The following is a 15646-nucleotide window of genomic DNA, read 5'->3' as shown; positions in this document are numbered from 1 at the left end:
TGAGGGGTGGGCGCCGGGACGGCGCCCGCAGGGAACCCGGGGACCCGCGGTGCGGGCCCCCGGGTCCGGTGTCACTGCAGACCGGCGAGCGATTCCTTGGCCGCGGTCACGACCGCGGTGTCGGTCAGGCCGAACTCGCGGTACAGGTCCTGGTAGTCCGCCGAGGCGCCGAAGTGCTCGATGGACACCGAGCGGCCGGCGTCGCCGACGAACTGCTCCCAGCCGAAGGCCAGCGCGGCCTCGACCGAGACGCGGGCCTTGACGCCGGGGATGAGGACGGTGTCGCGGTAGGCCTGGTCCTGCTGGAGGAACCACTCGCGGCACGGCATCGAGACGACGCGGGTCGCGACGCCCTCGGCCTCGAGCTTCTCGCGGGCGGCGACGGCGATCTGGACCTCCGAGCCGGTGCCGATGAGGATCACGTCGGGGGTCGCCTTGGAGCTCTCCACCAGCGTGTACGCGCCCTTGGCCACGCCCGAGGCGTCGCCCCAGCCGTCCTGCGAACGGTCGAACGTCGGCAGGTTCTGGCGCGAGAGCGCCAGCCCGGCCGGGCGGTCGGTGTGCCCCAGGATCGTGCGCCAGGCCCACGCGGTCTCGTTGGCGTCGCCCGGGCGGACGACGTCGAGGCCCGGGATGGCGCGCAGCGCGGCGAGGTGCTCGATCGGCTGGTGCGTCGGGCCGTCCTCGCCCAGGCCGATGGAGTCGTGCGTCCACACGTACGTCACCGGCAGCTTCATGATGGCGGCCAGGCGCACGGCCGGGCGCATGTAGTCGCTGAAGACGAGGAAGGTGCCGCCGTAGGGGCGGGTCCCGCCGTGCAGCGCGATCCCGTTGAGGATCGAGCCCATCGCGTGCTCACGGATGCCGAAGTGCAGGGTGCGGCCGTAGAGGTTGCCCTCCCACGTCTTCGTCGTGCGGTTCGGCGGCAGGAAGGACGGTTCGCCCTTCATCGAGGTCAGGTTCGACTCGGCCAGGTCGGCCGAACCGCCCCACAGCTCCGGCAGACCGGCGGCCAGGGCGTTGAGGACCTCACCGGAGGCCTTGCGCGAGGCGATGGACTTGCCGGCCTCGAAGACCGGGAGGGCGTCCTCCCAGCCGGCGGGCAGGGTACGGGTGCGGATGCGGTCGAACAGCTCCGCGCGCTCCCCGGCGTCCTCGCGCCACGCGTCGAACGACGACTGCCACGCCTCGTGGTCGGCCCTGCCGCGCTCACGGGCCTGGCGGGCGAAGGCGATGACCTCGTCGGAGACCTCGAAGTCCTTCTCCGGGTCGAACCCGAGGATCTCCTTGGTCGCCTTGACCTCGGCCTCGCCGAGCGCGGACCCGTGCGACTTGCCGGTGCCCTGCAGGGTCGGCGCCGGGTAGGCGATGACCGTGCGCAGCTGGATGAAGGACGGCTTGCCGGTCTCGGCCTTGGCCGCCTCGATCGCCGCGTGCAGCGCGTGGACGTCCTCGGTGTAGGGGCCCTCGCCGCCGTTGGTCCAGTCGACGGTCTGGACGTGCCAGCCGTAGGACTCGTAGCGCGCGGCGGTGTCCTCGCCCAGGGCGATCGCGGTGTCGTCCTCGATGGAGATGTGGTTCTGGTCGTAGATGACGACCAGGTTGCCCAGCTCCTGGACCCCGGCGATGGCCGAGGCCTCTGAGGTCACGCCCTCCTCGATGTCGCCGTCGGAGGCCAGGACGTAGATGAAGTGGTCGAACGGGCTCGTGCCCGGCGCGGCGTCGGGGTCGAACAGGCCGCGCTCGCGGCGGGCGGCCATGGCCATCCCGACGGCCGAGGACAGGCCCTGGCCCAGCGGGCCGGTGGTCATCTCGACACCGGCGGTGTGGCCGTGCTCGGGGTGCCCGGGGGTCTTCGAACCCCACTTGCGCAGCGCCTTGAGGTCGTCCAGCTCCAGGCCGTACCCGGCCAGGTAGAGCTGGATGTAGAGCGTCAGGCTGGAGTGCCCGCAGGAGAGCACGAACCGGTCGCGCCCGACCCAGTCCGGGTCGGCGGGGTCCTGCCGGAGCAGCTTCTGGAACAGCAGGTAGGCCACCGGCGCGAGGCTCATCGCCGTCCCGGGGTGCCCGTTGCCGGCGCGCTGCACCGCGTCCATGGCCAGGACGCGGACGGTGTCGACCGTCCTGGTGTCGAGGTCGCTCCACTCGAGGGGCTGGCTCACGTGTCTCCTCCCGTGCGAACCAGCTGACCGACCAGCGCCCGGTTGGCGGTGGGGGACCGGCCGTGGTCCGCTCTGTCGTCTTCCGTCGCGTGCCGGGCGGTGCGTCGTGGCCCGGCGACCGAGGCGTGCGTCTGCGGTGGGCTCCCCACGGGAGTCGACTCGTCGGCCGACGGTGTGGGGTGCGTCACCACAGGTCAGCCTACTCGCCGGGGGGTCCGACGCCTCTGGGCAGGGGTGCCCCCTAGGGGGCCGGGCGCCGCAGGGCCGCCGAGGGACCGCTGGGGGACCGCCGGGGGACCGTCGGGGGACCGCCGGAGGACCCGGCGACGTCCCGGCGCGGCCCGCCCGCGGCGAGGTCCGATACGACACTGCGTAGCAGAGGCGTAAGCTCGTGAGCGCCCGTTGCCGCCTCGCCCCGAGGACACTGTGACCGTCGCCGACCCGCGTCTCTCCGACGCCCCTGCGCACTCCCGGACCAGCTTGCTGGGACGGCGCCGCAGCGGGCGCCCCCCGCGCTTCCCCCGGGCCGCCGCCTACGTCGCCCTCACCAAACCCCGCATCGTCGAGCTGCTGCTCATCACGACGATCCCCGTGATGCTCTTCGCGGCCGGGGGTCTGCCCTCGGGCTGGCTCATCCTGACGACCTTCGTCGGGGGTGCGCTGGCCGCGGGCTGCGCGAACACCCTGAACTGCTACTTCGACCGCGACATCGACGCGCTCATGAAGCGCACCGAGAACCGGCCCCTGGTCACCGGGGCCGTCACGCCCCGGCAGGCGCTGGTGTTCGCCACGGTCCTGGGCGTGGCCTCGACGGCCCTGTTCGTCGCGTTCGTCAACGTGCTCTCGGCCGCCCTGGCCGTCGCCGCGATCCTGCTGTACGTCGTGGGGTACACGCTGCTGCTCAAGCGCCGCACGTCGCAGAACATCGTCTGGGGCGGTGTCGCGGGCTGCATGCAGGTCCTCATCGGCTGGACGGCCGTGACGGGGTCGCTGTCGTGGGCGCCGTTCGTGCTGTTCGGCGTCATCTTCCTGTGGACCCCGCCGCACTACTGGCCGCTGTCGGTGCGCTACCGGGAGGACTACGCCAACGCGGGGGTGCCCATGCTCCCGGTCGTGGCCCGGCCCACGACGGTCTCGCGCCAGATCGTGCTCTACACCGTCGCGATGGTGCTGTGCTCGCTGCTGCTGGTGCCGCTGGGCGGGGCCGGTGTCGTCTACGGCGTGGCCGCCCTCGTGCTCGGCGTCGGCTTCCTGGCCCAGACCGTCGGGCTGCACCGCCGCGCCGTCCGCTTCGAGCAGGAGACCGGCGGCCGTGACGCGGGCACCGTGGAGCAGCTGCGCCGGATCTCCCCGATGGGTGTCTTCCACGGCTCGATCACGTACCTGACGCTGCTGTCGGTGGCCGTCGCGGTGGACCCGTTCCTCAAGCTCGCCTGGCCGTTCTGACCGACCGACCCCCCGGGGGTCGCCCCGCCCGTCGGCGTCGACGGGGGCGGGCGGCCACGGGGCGGGCCCTCACCGCCGGTGCGGACCCCCGGCGGGTCCCCGCCGGCCCACCCGCAGCGGGCTCACTCCCAGCGGGCTCACTCCCAGCGGAACCAGCGGGCGCACGCCAGGCTGCACAGCACCGCCCAGGCGGCCAGCACGGCCAGCGGCCCCGCCGCGACGGTCCCCGAGGCCACGGCCTCGCGCAGCGCCGTCCCCAGCGCCGCCGAGGGCAGCAGCGCCGCGGCCGGCCCGAGGGGGGAGGGCAGCACGAGCCCGCCACCGGCCAGCAGCAGCACCCACACGGCGTTGGCCACGGCCAGCGTGCCCTCGGCGCGCACGGTGCCGGCCAGCAGCAGCCCCAGGGCCGTGAAGGCGGCCACGCCCAGCAGCAGCGCCGGGACGGCCGCGAGGGCGCCGACGGTCGGTGACCACCCCAGGGCCACGGCGACCAGGCCCAGCACGACGACCTGGACGACGACGAGGACCAGGACCGCGGCGACCTTGCCGGCCAGCAGCCCCGAGCGCCCCAGCGGCGACGTCGCCAGCAGGCGCAGCACGCCGTTGCGGCGGTCGAAGCCGGTGGCGATGGCCTGCCCGGTGAAGGCGGTGGAGACCACGGCCAGGGCGGTGACGCCCCCCAGGGCCAGCGCCGGCCGCGGGCCCGCACCCAGGTCCAGGGAGGCCACGCGGGTCACCCCGACGAGGACCAGGACCGGCAGGAGGAGGGTCAGCAGCAGCTGCTCGCCGTTGCGCAGCGCGACCGCGGCCTCGAAGCCGGCCTGGCGCAGGAGGCGGCGCGCGAACGGCGTCGCGGTGCCGGCGGGGGTGAAGTCGAGTCGTCCGGTGGCGGTGCTCACCGCAGGGTCCTCCCGGTCAGGTCGAGGAACACGTCCTCCAGGGTGCGCCGGACGGGGCCGACGCCCTCGGCCAGCACGTCGTGCGAGGCGCACCAGTTGGTGACCGTCGCCACGACGCGGGGGTCGACGTCGACGCCGGTGACGACGTACCGGCCCGCGTCGAGCTCGCTGACCTCGGCGCCGACGGGCAGCGCCCGGGCCAGCGAGTCGGTCGGCAGGCCGGGGCGGGAGCGGAAGCTCAGCGAGGCCGGCCCGCGGGTCAGCTCCTCGGGGGAGCCGGTCGCGACGACCCTGCCGTGGTCGACGACGACGACGTCGTCGGCCAGGCGCTCGGCCTCCTCCATGAGGTGGGTGGTCAGGACGACGGCGACCCCGGCGTCGCGCACCTCGCGCACGACGTCCCACACGGCCAGCCGGGCCTGCGGGTCCAGGCCGGCGCTGGGCTCGTCGAGGAAGACCAGCTCGGGGCGCCCCACGAGGGCGCAGGCCATCGCCAGCCGCTGCCGCTGGCCCCCCGACAGCCGGCGCACCCGGGTGCGGGCGAAGGAGCCCAGGCCCAGCCGCTCGGACAGGGCGCCCAGGTCCAGGGGGTGGGTGTGCAGGGAGGCGACGTGCCGCAGCGCCTCCAGGGCCCCGACGCCGGTGGGCAGGCCGCCGTCCTGCAGCATGACGCCCACCCGGGGGCGCAGCCGGGCGGCGTCGGCGACGGGGTCCAGGCCCAGGACGCGAACGGTGCCGGAGTCGGCGCGGTGCAGGCCCTCGCAGATCCCCACCGTGGTGGTCTTGCCGGCGCCGTTGGGGCCCAGCAGGGCGGTGACGCGGCCGCGGGCGGCGCGGAAGGAGAGGCCGTCGAGGACGGCGGGCCCGCCGCGGTAGGCCTTGCGCAGGTCGCGGACCTCGACCGCGGCGTCCGGGGGGGCGTCCTTGGTCGTCGCGGGTGAGGGGGAACCGAGCGCCACGAGGCAGCAGTCTACGAGCCGCGGTAGTAGCGGCCCGACCGCGCCGGGGCCGGGTGTGGCCCGCGTCCGGCAATTAGGTAACATGGGTGTTGTGGAAATGGTGAGGACGACCTTACCCGCGGGCCGCGCGCCCGCGGGGACGGGTGCCGTGGCGGGGGTGAGCACCGAGGAGGCCCGCACGCGGACCCGCGTGCGCACGACCGTCGCCGAGCTGGGTCCCGTCACCGCCGCCCGCATCGCCGAGCTGCTGGGCCTGACCGGCGCCGCCGTCCGGCGCCACCTCGAGGCCATGGTCGCCGAGGGCGTCGTGGAGGCGCGCGAACCGCGCCCGGAGGCCCGTCGCGGCCGGGGCCGGCCCGCCAAGGAGTACGTCATCGGCTCCGCCGGGCACGACGACCTGCCCTCGGGGTACGACGACCTGGCCCTGGGGGCCCTGCGCTACCTGGCCGACGCGCTCGGCCCGCAGGCCGTCACCGACTTCGCCCGCCGGCGCTTCGCCGCCCTGGAGGAGTCCCTGGCCGGCCTCGACGGGCCGCTGCCCGAGCGGGTCGAGGCCCTCGTGCGGGCCCTGGCCGACCAGGGGTACTCGGCCAGCTCCCGGCCCGTCGCGCAGGGAACACCCGCCGAGGGAACCCAGTTGTGCCAGGGGCACTGCCCGGTGCAGAAGGTGGCCGAGGCGTTCCCGCAGCTGTGCGAGGCCGAGCGCCGCACCTTCGAGACCGTCCTGGGCACGCGGGTGCAACGCCTGGCGACCCTCGCCCACGGGGACCACGTCTGCACGACGTTCATCCCGCTCGACACGCTCCACCAACCCGGACCACCGCACGACCCGGCGCACCAGAGCCAGCACCAGACCCAGCACCAGAGCCAGCACGCCACGGAAGGACGACGACTGTGACCGACACCGTCTCCGAGAACACCACCACCGCGGGTCCGCCCGAACTGGAGGGGCTCGGCAAGTACCAGTACGGGTGGGCGGACTCCGACACCGCCGGCGCGTCGGCCCGTCGCGGCCTGTCCGAGGACGTCGTGCGCGACATCTCGGCCAAGAAGGGCGAGCCGGAGTGGATGCTCGCGCTGCGGCTGAAGGCCCTGCGCCTGTTCGGCCGCAAGCCCATGCCGGACTGGGGCTCGGACCTGTCGGGCATCGACTTCGACAACATCAAGTACTTCGTGCGGTCCACGGAGAAGCAGGCGACCAGCTGGGACGAGCTGCCCGAGGACATCAAGAACACCTACGACCGCCTGGGCATCCCCGAGGCCGAGAAGCAGCGGCTCATCGCCGGTGTCGCGGCCCAGTACGAGTCCGAGGTCGTCTACCACCAGATCCGCGAGGACCTGGAGGAGAAGGGTGTCATCTTCGTCGACACCGACACCGGCCTGCGCGAGCACGAGGAGCTCTTCAAGGAGTACTTCGGCACGGTCATCCCCGTCGGGGACAACAAGTTCGCCTCGCTGAACACCGCCGTGTGGTCGGGCGGGTCGTTCATCTACGTGCCCAAGGGCGTCCACGTCGACATCCCGCTGCAGGCCTACTTCCGGATCAACACCGAGAACATGGGCCAGTTCGAGCGGACCCTGATCATCGCCGACGAGGGCTCCTACGTGCACTACGTCGAGGGCTGCACGGCGCCGATCTACCAGTCCGACTCGCTGCACTCCGCGGTCGTCGAGATCGTCGTGAAGAAGAACGCCCGCGTGCGGTACACGACCATCCAGAACTGGTCGAACAACGTCTACAACCTGGTCACCAAGCGCGCCACGGCCGCCGAGGGCGCGACCATGGAGTGGATCGACGGCAACATCGGGTCCAAGGTCACGATGAAGTACCCGGCCGTCTACCTCATGGGTGAGCACGCCAAGGGCGAGACGCTGTCCATCGCCATGGCCGGCGAGGGCCAGCACCAGGACGCCGGCGCCAAGATGGTCCACGCCGCCCCGCACACCGCCAGCTCCATCGTGTCCAAGTCGATCGCCCGCGGCGGGGGTCGCACGTCCTACCGCGGCCTCATCCAGGTCCTGGAGGGCGCGCACCACTCGGCCTCCACGGTGCGCTGCGACGCGCTCCTGGTCGACACCATCTCCCGCTCGGACACCTACCCCTACAACGACATCCGCGAGGACGACGTCGTCATGGGGCACGAGGCCACCGTCTCGAAGGTGTCCGACGACCAGCTCTTCTACCTCATGAGCCGCGGCCTGGCCGAGGACGAGGCCATGGCGATGATCGTGCGCGGGTTCATCGAGCCCGTCGCCCGCGAGCTGCCCATGGAGTACGCGCTGGAACTGAACCGCCTGATCGAGCTGCAGATGGAAGGGGCCGTCGGCTGATGACCCTCGTGAACGAAGAGCCCGCCACCTCCGCGCCCGGCACCCGCTCGGGCACCGCGGACACCTCCGGGGCCCACACCCATGGCGGCCCGGTGGTCCCCGAGGCCTCCCGCGCCGCCCGCGCGACGAGCTTCGACGTGGCCGACTTCCCCCTGCCCACGGGCCGGGAGGAGGAGTGGAAGTTCTCCCCGCTGCGCGAGCTCGCGCCCGTGTTCGGGACCGAGGGCCCGGCGCGCTCGGCGGCGGTCGAGGTCAGCGCCCCCGAGGGCGTGCAGCACACCTCCGGCACGCTCACCGAGGTCGGCGCCGGCACGGCGTTCGTCCCCGGCGACCGCGCCGCCGCGGCCGGCTGGGCGTCCACCGACGTCGCGCACCGCGTGCTCGTCCCGGCCGAGGTCGAGCTGACCGCACCGGTCCTGGTGACCGTGCGCGGCGAGGCCGGCGCCACCACCTCCGGGCACCTGGTCGTCGAGACCGGCCACCACGCCAAGGCCCTGGTCGTGCTGTCCCACCTCGGCAGCGGCGCCCACCGCGGCAACGTCGAGGTCCGCGCCGGCGACGGCTCCGACCTGACCGTGGTGAGCCTGCAGGAGTGGGACGCCGACGCGCTGCACGTGGGTCAGCACGACGTGCGGGTCGGCCGCGACGCGCGGGTGCGGCACATCGTCGTCACCCTCGGCGGCAAGGCCGTGCGCGTCTCGGCGAACATCTCCTACGCCGCCCCCGGCGGGGACGCCACCGCGCTCGGCGTGTACTTCGCCGGGTCCGGCCAGCACTCCGAGCACCGCCAGTTCGTCGACCACACGGCCGTGAACTGCAAGAGCTACGTCGAGTACAAGGGCGCCCTGCAGGGGGAGTCCGCGCACGCCGTCTGGATCGGCGACGTCCTCATCCGCGCCAGCGCCGAGGGCACCGAGACGTACGAGCTGAACCGCAACCTCGTCCTGACCGACGGCGCCCGCGCCGACTCGGTGCCGAACCTGGAGATCGAGACCGGCGAGATCGTCGGCGCCGGTCACGCCAGCGCCACGGGCCGCTTCGACGACGAGCAGCTGTTCTACCTGCAGTCGCGCGGCATCAGCGAGGAGGAGGCCCGCCGCCTGGTCGTGCGCGGGTTCTTCGCCTCCATCGTCGACAGGATCGGGATCGAGGAGATCTCGTCGCGACTCATGACCACGATCGAGGCCCGGCTGTCCGCCGACACCGAGCCCGCCCCGCAGAACGCCGAGGAGAACTGAATGTCCACCCTGGAGATCCGCGACCTGCACGTGACGGTCGACGAGGCGGACGGTTCCGTCAAGGAGATCCTGCGCGGGGTCGACCTCACCATCGCCTCCGGCGAGGTCCACGCCGTCATGGGGCCCAACGGCTCCGGCAAGTCGACCCTGGCGTACTCGATCGCCGGGCACCCCAAGTACACCGTCACCGGCGGCACCGTCACCCTCGACGGTGAGGACGTCCTGGCGATGAGCGTCGACGAGCGCGCCCGCGCCGGGCTCTTCCTGGCCATGCAGTACCCCGTCGAGGTCCCCGGCGTCACGGTGTCGAACTTCCTGCGGACCGCCAAGACCGCCATCGACGGCGAGGCGCCGAAGCTGCGCACGTGGGTCAAGGACGTCAAGCAGGCGATGGACGACCTGAAGATGGACGCCTCCTTCGCCGAGCGCAACGTCAACGAGCACTTCTCCGGCGGGGAGAAGAAGCGCCACGAGATCCTGCAGATGGAACTGCTCAAGCCGAAGTTCGCCGTCCTCGACGAGACCGACTCCGGCCTCGACGTCGACGCCCTCAAGATCGTCTCCGAGGGCGTGAACCGGTCCCTGGCGCAGGCCGGCCCCGGCGTGCTGCTCATCACGCACTACACGCGGATCCTGCGCTACATCAAGCCGCAGTTCGTGCACGTGTTCGTGAACGGCAAAATCGCCGAGCAGGGCGGCCCCGAGCTGGCCGATTCCCTCGAGGAGACCGGTTACGACCGGTTCCTCAGCCCCGCCTGACCCCACGAACCACCCGAGGAACGGAGGAACGACCGTGAGCGAGACCACCGCGGCGAGCGGTCCGACCCCGGCGGCGCTGGCCGACGTCGAGGAGGCCCTCAAGGACGTCATGGACCCCGAGCTGGGGATCAACGTCGTCGACCTGGGCCTGATCTACGGCCTCAGCGTCTCCGACGACAACGTCGCCACCATCGACATGACGCTGACCAGCGCGGCCTGCCCGCTGACCGACGTCATCGAGGACCAGGCCGCCCAGGCCCTGAGCGACGTCGTGGCCGACCACCGCATCAACTGGGTGTGGATGCCGCCGTGGGGCCCGGAGAAGATCACCGACGACGGGCGCGAGCAGTTGCGCGCGCTCGGCTTCAACGTCTGACCAGCACCACCTCGGACCCCCCGGAACTCGTTCCGGGGGGTCCGCTGCCGTGCGCCCTAGACTGGGCGCGAACCCCGTCCCGTGCCTGAAGTGAGAGCTGCCCCGTGATCGTCGCCACCGACATCGAACTGCGAGCAGGAGCGCGCCTGCTGATGGAGGGGGTGAACTTCCGGGTCGCCGCCGGGGACCGCATCGGTCTCGTGGGCCGCAACGGCGCCGGCAAGACGACGCTCACGAAGGTCCTCGCCGGTGAGGGGCAGCCCGCCGCGGGCACGGTGACGCGCTCGGGGGAGATCGGCTACCTGCCGCAGGACCCCCGCGCCGGGGACCCCGAGATGCTCGCGCGGGACCGCATCCTGGCCGCCCGCGGCCTGGACGACGTCATCACCCGGCTGCGCAAGGCCGAGGTCGACATGGCCAGCGACGACCCGAAGGTCCGCGACCGGGCCATGGACCGCTACACCAAGCTCGACGCGCGCTTCGTCGCCCTCGGCGGGTACACCGCCGAGAGCGAGGCGGCCCGCATCTGCTCCAACCTCAACCTGCCCGACCGCATCCTGGACCAGCAGCTCAAGACGCTGTCGGGCGGTCAGCGCCGGCGCGTGGAGCTGGCCCGCATCCTGTTCTCGGCCAGCGAGACGCTGCTGCTGGACGAGCCGACCAACCACCTCGACGCGGACTCGATCACGTGGCTGCGCGAGCACCTGCGCAACTACGCCGGCGGGCTCATCGTCATCAGCCACGACGTCGAGCTGCTCGAGGTCGTCGTCAACCGCGTCTTCCACCTCGACGCCAACCGCGCCACGATCGACGTCTACAACGTCGGGTGGAAGAACTACCTCAAGCAGCGCGAGACCGACGAGAAGCGCCGCGTGCGCGAGCGCACCAACGCCGAGAAGAAGGCCGGCACGCTGCTGGCGCAGGCGGCGAAGATGGGCGCCAAGGCCACCAAGGCCGTGGCCGCGCAGAACATGGCCAAGCGCGCCGAGCGGCTGCTGGGCGACCTGGAGGAGGTCCGGGTCCAGGACAAGGTCGCCAAGCTGCGCTTCCCCAAGCCGGCGCCGTGCGGCAAGACCCCGCTGATGGCCGAGGGGCTGAGCAAGTCCTACGGCTCCCTGGAGATCTTCACCTCGGTCGACTTGGCCATCGACCGGGGCAGCCGCGTCGTCATCCTGGGGCTCAACGGCGCGGGCAAGACGACGTTGCTGCGCATGCTCGGCGGGGTCGAGGACCCCGACACCGGGCAGATCGTCGCCGGGCACGGGCTGAAGGTGGGCTACTACGCCCAGGAGCACGAGACCCTCGACCACGACCGCACGGTCCTGGAGAACATGCGCTCGGCGTCCCCGGACCTCGACGACACCCGGGTGCGGACCGTGCTGGGCTCGTTCCTGTTCTCCGGCGACGACGTGGACAAGCCGGCCGGGGTGCTCTCGGGCGGGGAGAAGACGCGGCTGGCGCTGGCCACGCTCGTCGTCTCCAGCGCCAACGTGCTGCTGCTGGACGAGCCCACGAACAACCTCGACCCCGCCTCCCGCGCGGAGATCCTCGACGCCCTGAAGCACTACGAGGGGGCCGTCGTCCTCGTCACCCACGACGAGGGGGCCGTGGAGGCCCTCGGCCCCGAGCGCGTCGTGCTGCTGCCCGACGGCGTCGAGGACCTGTGGAACCAGGGGTACGCCGAGCTGGTCTCCCTCGCCTGAGGCGCCCGCACCGACCCACCGGAGATCACCGACGGCGCAGCCGCCGGGGCGTTCGAGTAGCCAGGACGCCCCGGAGTGGTGACCATGGTGAGGGTCTGAGTCTGCGGCGACGGTGGAGGAGGTCGGGGTGACCGACACGATCAAGCGCGGGACCCGGTTGAGCGGGTCCGAGCGGGAGCAGCTCGCCGACGAGCTGTCCAAGGGGTACGCCGAGGGCAAGAGCATCCGCGCCCTGGCCGAGGAGACGGGACGGTCCTACGGGTTCGTGCACCGCCTGCTCAGCGAGAACGACGTGACGCTGCGCAGCCGCGGCGGCGCCACGCGAGGGCGTTCCCGCCAGGCCTGAGGGCCCGGCACCGGGGGACCGGCCGCCCGCTCACAGCGAGCGGTCGGTGCCCCCGTCCACCGTGAGCGAGGCGCCGGTGATGTAGCTGGCGGCGGGGGACAGCAGGAACACCGCCGCCCGGGCGAACTCGTCGGGCAGGCCCGCGCGGCGCAGCGGGATGCCCTCGAGCAGCTCGGGGGCCAGGTCGTCGGAGTCCTCGAACTCCAGCGGCGAGCTGGAGTCGACGTGCCCGGCGAGCAGGTTGTTGATGCGCACGCCCCGCGGGCCCAGCTCGTCGGCCAGGGCCTTGGCCGCCATCGCCAGCCCCGGGCGCAGGCCGTTGGCCACCCCGGCGTCCATGACCGGCGTGCGCACGGTGCTGGACAGCAGCATCACCATCGAGGCGCCCTCGCCGGTGGCGGCCTTGCCGACCGAGCGGGCCAGCCGCAGCGGCCCCAGCAGGCTGGACTCGAACGCCTCGCGCCAGGTGCCGTCCGCGGCCTCCAGGACCGTGGAGGTCGGGGCGGTGCCGCAGGAGATGACGGCCCCGTCCAGCCGTCCGAAGCGGGCGTTGGCGGCCGCGACGAGCCGGGTCTCGGTGCCGGGGTCGGAGATGTCGCCGGGGACCAGCAGGATGCGCGACGGGTCGCCGATGCCGGGGGCGACGGCGGCCAGCTCCTCCTCGTCGGAGGCGTGCAGGACGAGCAGGGACCGCTCGTCGGCCAGGAGCCTGGCGCACTCCAGGCCCAGACCGGTGGACGCACCGGAGACGATGTACACGCGGTCGCTGAGGCCCAAGTCCATGGGCCCATTGTTGCGCAGAGTGGCCGATGAGACACACAGCATGATCAGATACCCCCGAACGGGCGATCCTGGCGGGCCGGAGCAGGCCCGGAGCGGGCCCGGAGCGCCGGTCAGCGACCGTGCGCGGCGTCCAGCTCGGCGTCCTCGGCGGCCTCGTCGACCCCCTCCCGGCGCCGCCGGCGCGCCGGGAGCCCCCGCGGGGCCCGCGCGCCCGGCGCCGGCTCGCCGCCCACCGCGTCCCCCGGGCCGGTGCCGACGGTGGTGCCGCCCGTGCCGACCGCGGCCTCGGCGCGCGCCGCCAGCTCGCGGCGCCCGGCCACGCCCCACACGACCAGGGCCGTCAAGGCGAAGCCGAACCACTGGACGGTGTAGGCCAGGTGCGGGCCCTCGTCCACCGCGGGCCGCGCGGCCGGGGCGGGGACGTCGACGGGGGAGGGGTCCTCGGCGGCCAGTACCGCGTAGCCGCCCAGCAGCACCGGCGCGCCGGTGGCCGGGGACCCCTCGGCGACGGCCCGGGCGACGGCGTCGGCGGCGATGGAGGCCACCTGCCCCGTCGGCACCCGCCCGCGCTTGTCGTCCTCCCACTGCCGCAGCCGCGCCGTGACGCTCACCTGCCCCGCCGGGGGGGCCGGGACGGCGTCGGGCGCGCTGGAGTCGTCACCGGCGGGCAGCCAGCCGCGGTCGACGACCAGGGCCGTGCCGTCGGCCAGCACGAACGGCACGAGGACCTCGTAGCCGAACTCGTCCCCGCGCGGGCGGTTGCGGACGAGGACGGTGGCCTCGGGGGCGTAGCGGCCCGTGACCCGCACGGGCGTCCACACCCGCTCCGCGGGCACCTGCCGCCCGGCCGGCAGCACGGAGCCGACGTCGACGGGGGCGTCGTCGTAGTTCTGGACCAGGGGGGCGTTGGCGGCGAGCCGCTCGGCGCGGCGGTGCCACTGCCAGCGGCCCAGGACGCAGCACACCAGGGCGATGAGCACCGCCACGGCCAGCCCGCGCAGCCACCTCGGCTCGCGCAGCAGCCGGAGGACGTTCACGGGCGCAACTGTGCCACCTCGACGACCTCGCGCAGGAAACCCCTGGCCCCCAGGAACTGCGAGAGGTGCTCGCGGTGCTCGGCGCACGCCAGCCACGTCTTGCGCCGCTCGGGGGTGTGCAGGCTGGGGTTGTTCCACAGCAGCCCGAAGTCGGCCGGGTGGGTGCACCCGCGGGCGCTGCAGACGAGGTCGGAGGGTGGTTCGTGGGCGGAGGCGTCCGCCGTGAGAAGCGGACGAGCGGACGTTCCCCGGGACTCCACGCGAGGTTCCACGGCCTCAGCATGACACCGGACCGACGGCTGTCCAAGCCGTGAACGGCGGGTGTCGCGCAGGTGCACGCCGCAGCGACGCGGCGTCAGCGGTCGTCGCGGGGGGAGTGGATGCCGGTGATCCTGGCCTCCAGGGCGGGCAGCTGCTGCGGGGGCTGCGGCTGCGGGGGCGTGACGTCGAAGGACTCCGGCCGCCCGACGCGCGACTCCCGCCCCGCGTTGGCGAGCACGACGGCGACGTAGGGCAGGAAGACGGCCCCGGCGACGAACAGCCACCGCGTCCAGTGGTCGATGAAGGCGAAGCAGACGACGCACAGGGTGCGGATCACCATCGAGATGACGTACTTGCGGTACCGCACGCTGATGTCGTCGGTGTGGGAGGTCGGCGCGGCGGTGATCCGGTACGTCTCGTCCGGGTGGTGGTCGCGCTCGTGGGTGTGCTTGTGGTCGCGCTCGTGGGAGTGCTTCTGGTCGTGCACGGTCCCCACGGTAAGCCTGCCCACCGACACGCGCCCCCGATGCGTTAGCTTCTGGGGCCGTGACGTCCACCACCTCCGACCGAACCCCCCGCAGCGTCCTGGTGACCGGCGGCAACCGCGGCATCGGCCTGGCCGTGGCCCGCGCCTTCGCGCAGGCCGGCGACCGGGTCGCGGTGACCCACCGCTCCGGGGAGGCGCCCGAGGGGCTGTTCGGCGTCCGGGCCGACGTGACCGACCCGGCCTCCCTCGACGCGGCCTTCGCGGCCGTGGAGGCCGAGCAGGGGCCCGTGCAGGTGCTCGTGGCCAACGCCGGCACCACCCGCGACCAGCTGCTCATGCGGATGACCGACGAGGAGTTCGACTCCGTCCTGGACGCCAACCTCGCCGGTGCCTGGCGGGTGGCGCGCCGCGCGGTGCGCGGCATGGTGCGCGCCAAGCACGGCCGCATCATCTTCACGTCCTCGGTCGTGGGCCTGTACGGCTCGCCCGGGCAGACGAACTACGCCGCCTCGAAGTCGGGGATGATCGGCCTGGCCCGCTCCATCGCCCGCGAGCTCGGTTCGCGGGGGATCACCGCCAACGTCATCGCCCCGGGCTTCATCGACACCGACATGACGCGCGAGCTGCCCGAGGCCACCCAGGCCGACTACCGCGCCCGCATCCCCGCGGGCCGCTTCGGCGACGTCGCCGACGTCGCCGCCGCCGCGCTGTTCCTGGCCGACGCCGGGTACGTCAACGGCGCCGTGCTGCCCGTGGACGGCGGCCTGGGCATGGGGCACTGATGAGCTCGCCCTCGGGGGGCCGCAAGCTGGCCGTGCTGGGAGCGCTCATGATCGCCTTCATCGCGGCCCTGGCGCTG

General features: G+C 73.3%; 16 protein-coding genes. 9 read left to right on the top strand and 7 right to left on the bottom strand.

Annotation, left to right across the window (positions count from 1 at the left end; translation table 11 throughout):
• Positions 1-71: 71 nt before the first annotated feature.
• On the bottom strand, positions 72-2162 hold the full coding sequence (tkt, locus tag BJ968_RS01220; RefSeq protein WP_179748502.1) for a transketolase: 2091 nt from the start codon (positions 2160-2162) through the stop codon (positions 72-74).
• Positions 2163-2588: 426 nt separating this feature from the next.
• Here tkt and BJ968_RS01215 point away from each other — a divergent pair, with 426 nt between their 5' ends.
• Positions 2589-3608 (top strand): heme o synthase, encoded by a 1020-nt coding sequence (locus tag BJ968_RS01215; protein ID WP_179748500.1) that lies wholly within the window; start codon positions 2589-2591, stop codon positions 3606-3608.
• Positions 3609-3745: 137 nt separating this feature from the next.
• Here the strand turns inward: BJ968_RS01215 and BJ968_RS01210 are convergent, their stop codons facing one another.
• Both BJ968_RS01210 and BJ968_RS01205 read right to left on the bottom strand, forming a co-directional pair.
• The gene (locus BJ968_RS01210) at positions 3746-4507 is read right to left on the bottom strand and encodes an ABC transporter permease (protein WP_179748498.1); all 762 of its coding nucleotides are present in this window, start codon (positions 4505-4507) and stop codon (positions 3746-3748) included.
• Positions 4504-5466, bottom strand: coding sequence for an ABC transporter ATP-binding protein (locus BJ968_RS01205; RefSeq protein WP_343077744.1), 963 nt, complete (start codon positions 5464-5466; stop codon positions 4504-4506). Before BJ968_RS01205 ends, BJ968_RS01210 begins: the two co-directional genes overlap by 4 nt.
• A 157-nt stretch (positions 5467-5623) precedes the next feature.
• On the opposite strand from BJ968_RS01205, the gene BJ968_RS01200 reads away from it, so the two are divergent.
• The 7 genes from BJ968_RS01200 (at position 5624) to BJ968_RS01170 (ending at position 12219) form a co-directional block, all read left to right on the top strand.
• Entirely contained in the window at positions 5624-6364 is a 741-nt protein-coding gene (locus BJ968_RS01200; RefSeq protein ID WP_218884684.1) for a winged helix-turn-helix transcriptional regulator, read from the top strand.
• Positions 6365-6408: 44 nt separating this feature from the next.
• Entirely contained in the window at positions 6409-7797 is a 1389-nt protein-coding gene (gene sufB / locus BJ968_RS01195) for a Fe-S cluster assembly protein SufB (protein ID WP_218885304.1), read from the top strand.
• A complete protein-coding gene (gene sufD, locus BJ968_RS01190) occupies positions 7797-9035 on the top strand; it encodes a Fe-S cluster assembly protein SufD (RefSeq protein WP_179748492.1) in 1239 nt (412 codons plus the stop codon). Before sufB ends, sufD begins: the two co-directional genes overlap by 1 nt.
• On the top strand, positions 9036-9794 hold the full coding sequence (sufC, locus tag BJ968_RS01185) for a Fe-S cluster assembly ATPase SufC (RefSeq protein WP_179748490.1): 759 nt from the start codon (positions 9036-9038) through the stop codon (positions 9792-9794).
• Between the two features lie 34 nt (positions 9795-9828).
• A complete protein-coding gene (locus BJ968_RS01180; protein WP_179748488.1) occupies positions 9829-10170 on the top strand; it encodes an iron-sulfur cluster assembly protein in 342 nt (113 codons plus the stop codon).
• A gap of 104 nt (positions 10171-10274) precedes the next feature.
• On the top strand, positions 10275-11873 hold the full coding sequence (locus tag BJ968_RS01175; RefSeq protein ID WP_179748486.1) for an ATP-binding cassette domain-containing protein: 1599 nt from the start codon (positions 10275-10277) through the stop codon (positions 11871-11873).
• A 127-nt stretch (positions 11874-12000) separates the two neighbouring features.
• Positions 12001-12219, top strand: coding sequence for a helix-turn-helix domain-containing protein (locus BJ968_RS01170; protein ID WP_179748484.1), 219 nt, complete (start codon positions 12001-12003; stop codon positions 12217-12219).
• 30 nt (positions 12220-12249) lie between these two features.
• Here the strand turns inward: BJ968_RS01170 and BJ968_RS01165 are convergent, their stop codons facing one another.
• The 4 genes from BJ968_RS01165 to BJ968_RS23965 form a co-directional block, all read right to left on the bottom strand.
• Positions 12250-13002, bottom strand: coding sequence for an SDR family oxidoreductase (locus tag BJ968_RS01165; protein WP_179748483.1), 753 nt, complete (start codon positions 13000-13002; stop codon positions 12250-12252).
• Between the two features lie 110 nt (positions 13003-13112).
• On the bottom strand, positions 13113-14039 hold the full coding sequence (locus BJ968_RS01160) for an SURF1 family cytochrome oxidase biogenesis protein (RefSeq protein ID WP_179748481.1): 927 nt from the start codon (positions 14037-14039) through the stop codon (positions 13113-13115).
• Positions 14036-14299 (bottom strand): hypothetical protein, encoded by a 264-nt coding sequence (locus tag BJ968_RS01155; protein WP_179748479.1) that lies wholly within the window; start codon positions 14297-14299, stop codon positions 14036-14038. Before BJ968_RS01155 ends, BJ968_RS01160 begins: the two co-directional genes overlap by 4 nt.
• Positions 14300-14394: 95 nt before the next feature.
• A complete protein-coding gene (locus BJ968_RS23965; protein ID WP_179748477.1) occupies positions 14395-14787 on the bottom strand; it encodes a DUF3099 domain-containing protein in 393 nt (130 codons plus the stop codon).
• Positions 14788-14846: 59 nt separating this feature from the next.
• On the opposite strand from BJ968_RS23965, the gene fabG reads away from it, so the two are divergent.
• Positions 14847-15569, top strand: coding sequence for a 3-oxoacyl-ACP reductase FabG (gene fabG / locus BJ968_RS01145; protein ID WP_179748475.1), 723 nt, complete (start codon positions 14847-14849; stop codon positions 15567-15569).
• Positions 15570-15646 lie beyond the last annotated feature (77 nt).

Origin of the sequence: Kineococcus aurantiacus (genome assembly GCF_013409345.1) — a bacterium.
GTDB lineage: Bacteria > Actinomycetota > Actinomycetes > Actinomycetales > Kineococcaceae > Kineococcus > Kineococcus aurantiacus.
The sequence above is the reverse complement of the archived record's forward strand: the minus strand, read 5'-3'. Positions and strand labels throughout refer to the sequence as shown.

What these genes read in the sequence shown, in the direction of transcription:
- sufC (WP_179748490.1), top strand. Translation starts at nt 9,036, where the DNA reads ATGTCCACCCTGGAGATCCGCGACCTGCACGTGACGGTCGACGAGGCG.
- BJ968_RS01165 (WP_179748483.1), bottom strand. Translation starts at nt 13,002, where the DNA reads ATGGACTTGGGCCTCAGCGACCGCGTGTACATCGTCTCCGGTGCGTCC.
- sufD (WP_179748492.1), top strand. Translation starts at nt 7,797, where the DNA reads ATGACCCTCGTGAACGAAGAGCCCGCCACCTCCGCGCCCGGCACCCGC.